1 protein-coding gene is annotated in these 252 nt (G+C 38.1%); it reads left to right on the forward strand.

What is annotated here, in order from left to right:
• Positions 1-66 precede the first annotated feature (66 nt).
• A complete protein-coding gene (locus H6A34_RS14790; protein WP_205106124.1) occupies positions 67-234 on the forward strand; it encodes a hypothetical protein in 168 nt (55 codons plus the stop codon).
• Positions 235-252: the final 18 nt, after the last annotated feature.

The raw sequence follows: 252 nt of genomic DNA on the forward strand, positions 1-252 counted from the left end.
CCCCTGAAAGCCTTAATTGTGTATTAGGAAAACAACATTATTAATCATTTTAAACAACAGACAATTATGGAAATCAGGAACATTTTAAGGACAGGTTACAAAGTTTTAGTAGTGACCGTGACTTTAATCGAGGCCATTGACTTGAGCAGAAATCTCATTGGCAAGTACAGAAACAAGAAAACTACCGCTTCATTGGATTCGGTAGCTGGAACAAACAGCGTTGAGAGTGCTTAAGGAAAAAGACCTCGACGT

The organism is Marseilla massiliensis (assembly GCF_016899855.1).
GTDB lineage: Bacteria > Bacteroidota > Bacteroidia > Bacteroidales > Bacteroidaceae > Prevotella.